This is a genomic window from Segeticoccus rhizosphaerae (assembly GCF_009192725.1).
In the GTDB taxonomy this organism is placed as follows: Bacteria; Actinomycetota; Actinomycetes; order Actinomycetales; family Dermatophilaceae; genus Segeticoccus; species Segeticoccus rhizosphaerae.
Genome location: NZ_VOHR01000289.1, coordinates 1 through 4,690 on the forward strand (window position 1 = coordinate 1; position 4,690 = coordinate 4,690).

Annotated in this window: 5 protein-coding genes; 2 read left to right on the forward strand and 3 right to left on the reverse strand. The window is 71.2% G+C overall.

Annotated features, from left to right (window positions below; all coding sequences use genetic code 11):
• Positions 1-895 (forward strand): Stk1 family PASTA domain-containing Ser/Thr kinase (locus FRW57_RS17390; protein WP_152186588.1); only part of this gene is annotated, 895 nt, incomplete at its 5' end.
• Between the two features lie 18 nt (positions 896-913).
• Here the strand turns inward: FRW57_RS17390 and FRW57_RS17395 are convergent.
• The 3 genes from FRW57_RS17395 to FRW57_RS17405 all read right to left on the reverse strand — a co-directional run bounded on the left by FRW57_RS17395 (position 914) and on the right by FRW57_RS17405 (position 4,071).
• Positions 914-1,528: a molybdopterin-dependent oxidoreductase gene (locus FRW57_RS17395; protein ID WP_238384596.1), complete on the reverse strand. Its 615-nt coding sequence runs from the start codon at positions 1,526-1,528 to the stop codon at positions 914-916.
• A 7-nt stretch (positions 1,529-1,535) separates the two neighbouring features.
• Entirely contained in the window at positions 1,536-2,888 is a 1,353-nt protein-coding gene (locus tag FRW57_RS17400) for a class II 3-deoxy-7-phosphoheptulonate synthase (protein WP_137121042.1), read from the reverse strand.
• 157 nt (positions 2,889-3,045) lie between these two features.
• Positions 3,046-4,071 carry a 6-phosphofructokinase gene (locus FRW57_RS17405; RefSeq protein ID WP_137121041.1) on the reverse strand — a complete coding sequence of 342 codons (1,026 nt, stop codon included), beginning with the start codon at positions 4,069-4,071 and terminating at the stop codon, positions 3,046-3,048.
• A gap of 84 nt (positions 4,072-4,155) precedes the next feature.
• On the opposite strand from FRW57_RS17405, the gene FRW57_RS17410 reads away from it, so the two are divergent.
• A partial coding sequence (locus tag FRW57_RS17410; RefSeq protein WP_152186589.1) for a DUF1028 domain-containing protein occupies positions 4,156-4,690 on the forward strand: 535 nt, incomplete at its 3' end.

A 4,690-nucleotide genomic window follows, 5' to 3' on the forward strand; every position in this document is an offset into this window, starting at 1 on the left:
CGCCGATCAGCACCGCCCACTGCCCGCCCTGCTGGCCGCGGTGCTCGTCCTGCTGCTCCTCGCCGGCGCCGGCACCTGGTGGTTCACCCTCGGTCCGGGCGCCCGGGTCGAGGTGCCCCGCCTCGCCGGCATGAGCCAGCAGGACGCCGTGGACACGCTCACCGGGCAGCACCTCGATCCCGTCACCCAGCCGCAGTACTCCGAGCACGTCAGGGCCGGTCGGGTGATCAGCGCGGAGCCGTCGGCCGGCGCGAGCGTCGCCCGCGGCAGCGACGTGCAGCTCGCCGTCTCCAAGGGCCCCGAGCGCCACGACGTGCCACGCCTGGTCGGCGCGACCAGGTCCGAGGCGAAGGCCCTGCTGGCGAAGCACCACCTGCGGGTCGGCAGGGTCGAGGGCGCGTATGACGAGAACATCGCCAAGGGCGCAGTCGTCGCCACCTCTCCGGAGCAGGGCAAGCCGCTCAAGCGCGACGCGAAGGTCTCCCTCACCCTGAGCAGGGGGCCGCAGCCGATCCCCGTGGCCGACGTCGTGGGGCAGTCCAAGCAGGACGCCACCAGCCGGCTGGAGGGCGCCGGGCTGACTGTGGACGCCGGCCACGAGGACTACAGCACGAAATACGACCAGGGCACCGTCATGGCCCAGTCCCCTGCCAACGGCACCCTGCACCGCGGCGACACGGTGCAGCTGACCATCTCCAAGGGGCCGGAGATGGTCGAGGTCCCGGACGTGGGCGGCAAGCAGACTGGAGAGGCCGAGCAGATCCTCACAGCCGCCGGCTTCAAGGTGAGCTACACCAAGATCCTCGGTGGCGTCTTCCAGACCGTCCGGATGCAGAAGCCGGAGGCCGGCTCGATGGCGCCGAAGGGCAGCACCATCACCCTGACCATCGTCTGACCTCGTCTCACCGCGGGCTCACTCCTGGTGGGCGTAGCGCTCCTCGCGCCAGACGTCACCGGTGACGTGGTAGCCCCGCTGTTCCCAGAATCCGCGCACCGGCTCCCGGTGGTAGTCCATCGCCGCGACCCACTTGGGGCCCTTGAAGCCGTAGAGGTGGGGCAGCACGACGCGCATCGGCCAACCGTGCTCGGGAGTCAGGGGCTCGCCGTCCAGGTGGGTGGCGAAGACGGCGCGCGCCGAGAGCAGGTCCTCGAGCCGCACGGTGCTGCTGTAGCCGTAGGTCGCCCAGAGCTGCACGAACTCGGCGCCGTCCGCGGGAGGGCAGAGGTCCACCAACGCCCGTGCCGACACGCCCGACCAACGCACGTCCTGGGTGGTGTAGCGCGCGACGCAGTGGTGGTCGGCCAGCACCTCCAGGCGAGGCAGTGCCGTGACCTGGTCCCAGTCCAGGGCGGTGACCTCGCCGGACGCGGTCAGCCCACCGATGGACAGCCGCCAGGTGGACAGGTTGACCCGCGGCACCCGACCGTAGTGGACCGGCCGCAGCTGCGGCGACCGGCGCTGACCGGGCGGCATGACCCGCGGTTCGGCCAGCTCGGCCGAAGTGTGCGGGGCCCTTCCGTCGGTCACCGGGCGGTCACCTCTCCTGCAGCATCTCTGCGACGAGGAAGGCCAGCTCGAGGCTCTGCTGGTGGTTCAGCCGAGGATCGCACAGGGTCTCGTAGCGCTTCTCGAGATCCAGGTCGTCGATGGCACCGGACCCACCGAGGCACTCGGTGACGTCGCTGCCGGTCAGCTCCACGTGGATGCCGCCCGGCACGGTGCCGAGCTGCTTGTGCACCTCGAAGAAGCCGCGCACCTCGTCGACGACGTCGTCGAAGCGTCGGGTCTTGTAACCGGTCGAGGACTCGAACGTGTTGCCGTGCATGGGATCACAGATCCACAAGACGGTGGCGCCGGCCGCCGTGACCTTCTCCACGATCGGAGGCAAAGCCTCGCGCACCTGCCCCGCGCCCATCCTGGTGATGAAGGTGAGCCGGCCGTCCTCGCGCTCCGGGTCGAGCCGGTCGATGAGCCGCAGCACCTCGCTCGGGTCGACGGTCGGTCCGAGCTTGACGCCGATCGGGTTGCGGATCCGCGAGACGAAGTCGACGTGCGCGCCGCCGAGGTCGCGGGTGCGCTCACCCACCCACACGAAGTGACCGGACACGTCATACGGCAGGCCGGTCCGGGAGTCGATGCGGGTCATGGGCCGCTCGTAGTCGAGCAGCAACGCCTCGTGGGCGGCGAAGAACTCGGTGGTCCGCATCGCGTCGAAGTCGGCGCCGCAGGCCAGCATGAACTTCATCGCCTTGTCGATGTCAGCGGCCAGGCGCTCGTAGCGCATGTTGGCGTGGTTGGCGACGAACCCGCGGTTCCAGTCGTGCACCCGCCGCAGGTCGGCGAAACCGCCCTGGGTGAACGCCCGGACGAGGTTGAGAGTGGCCGAGCTGGCGTTGTAGGCCCGCACCAGCCGGTCGGGGTCAGGTTGGCGCGCCTCGTGCGTGAACGGGAAGCCGTTGACCATGTCACCCCGGAAGGCGGGCAGCGTGACGTCGCCCCGGGTCTCGGTGGTGCTGCTGCGTGGTTTGGCGTACTGCCCCGCCATCCTGCCGACCTTCACCACCGGTGTGCTGGCGCCGTAGGTCAGGACCGCCGCCATCTGCAGCACGGTCTTGATCCGGTCACGGATGTTGTCGGCGGTCGCGTCGGCGAACGTCTCGGCGCAGTCGCCCCCCTGCAGCACGAACGCCTCACCGCGCGCGGCCTCGCCGAGCTGTCGGCGCAGGTTGTCGCACTCGCCGGCGAAGACCAGTGGCGGATAGCTGGCGAGCGTCGAGACGGCCTGGTCGAGCGCGCCGTGGTCCGGCCACTCGGGCTGCTGGGCAGCCGGCAGGTCCCGCCAGGCGTCGAGCCCGGCGAGCACGTCGGGGGTTGCGTCGATGCTCACCCGACTAGGGTAGGTGCGCCCATCTGGTGGACAGCGCGGGGTCCGCCATGCGGACCTCACCGAACCCTTGGCCGCAGCTCCTGCGCGGCAGAGTCGCTCCGCTCCTTTGTCGCTGCGCGTCGTCGCCGCGGCTCTATCGTCGCCGCTGGTCGTCGCGTCAGCCGAAGAAGGCGGCGACCTCGGCGTAGCGCTCCGGCGGCACGGTCTTCAGCTCGTCGGTCGCCTCGGCCAACGAGACCCGCACGATGTCGGTGCCGCGCAGCGCGACCATCATCCCGAAGTCACGTTCGTGCACGGCGTCGATCGCGTTGAGCCCCAACCGGGTCGACAGGACCCGGTCGTATGCCGTGGGCGTGCCACCGCGCTGCAGGTGCCCGAGCACCGCCGAGCGGGTCTCGCTGCCGGTGGCCTGCTCGATCTCCTCGGCCAGCCACTCCGCGATGCCCCCGAGCCGGACGTGGCCGAACTCGTCGACGCCGTGGGCCAGCAGCTGCTCCTCGCCGCCGGAGGGCAGGGCGCCCTCGGCGGTCACAATGATCGGCGCGACGCCACGCGCCATACAGGACTCGACCCACCCGCAGACCTCGGCGACCTCGAACTGCTGCTCGGGGATGAGGATGCCGTTGGCACCGCCGGCGGTCCCGGCGTGCAGTGCGATCCAGCCGGCGTGGCGGCCCATCACCTCGACCACCATGGCCCGGTGGTGGGACTGGGCCGTCGTGCGCAGCCGGTCGATCGCCTCGGTCGCGATGCCGACCGCCGTGTCGAAGCCGAAGGTGTAGTCGGTGGCGGCCAGGTCGTTGTCGATCGTCTTGGGCACACCCACCACACCCAGGCCGTCGTCGGTGAGGCGTTTGGCGACGCCCAGCGTGTCCTCCCCGCCGAGTGCGACGAGGGCGTCGATGCCGGCTCGCTGGACGTTCTCGCGGATCAGGTCCACCCCGCCGTCGGTGGAGTAGGGGTTGGTGCGCGACGAGCCGAGGATCGTGCCGCCGAGCGAGAGGATGCCGGCGACGTCCTCCAGTCCGAGGGGTCTCGTCAGCCCCTCGAGCGGGCCCTTCCACCCGTCCCGGAAACCGACGAACTCGTGGCCGTGGACGGTCACACCCTTGGTGACGACGGCACGGATCACGGCGTTGAGTCCGGGGCAGTCGCCGCCACCGGTGAGCAGTCCGATTCGCATGGCGACCACGCTAGCGGCTCGGGTGGGAGAGCGACCCGCGGCCGTCCGGATGCCCATCGCCCCGACCCTCGCTAGGGTCACGGCATGACTTTCTCCATCGTGGCGAACGTCGGCGAGGCCTTCGGGGTCGCCGTGGCCAGCAAGTTCCTGGCCGTCGGGTCCGTGGTGCCGGCTGCCCGGCTGGGGGTGGGCGCCCTCGCGACGCAGGCCATGGCCGACGTGTCGTGGAAGAAGCGTGGCCTGGATATGGTCACCGACGGCGCGACCCCGGACGAGACCGTGGCCGCACTCGTGGCCGACAACAGCAACGCCCCGGCGCGACAGCTCGGCCTGGTCACCTCGACCGGCCAGGCGACCTTCACCGGCACCGACTGCGTGGACTGGGCCGGTGGGGTCGCGGGCCGCGACGACAGCGGCGGCTATGCGATCCAGGGCAACATCCTGGTCGGCGAGGAGGTCATCCGCGAGGCCGAGCAGGCGTGGCTCGCTGGCGCCCACCTGCCCCTGGAGAACCGCCTCACCTACGCCCTGTTGGCCGGCGACCGCGCCGGCGGCGACCGGCGGGGCCGTCAGTCCGCAGCCGTCTACGCGGTGGCGCCGGGAGCCGGCTACGACCACG

Excerpts from the sequence above, each read along its gene's own strand:
- FRW57_RS17405 (WP_137121041.1), bottom strand. The coding sequence starts at position 4,071 with ATGCGAATCGGACTGCTCACCGGTGGCGGCGACTGCCCCGGACTCAAC.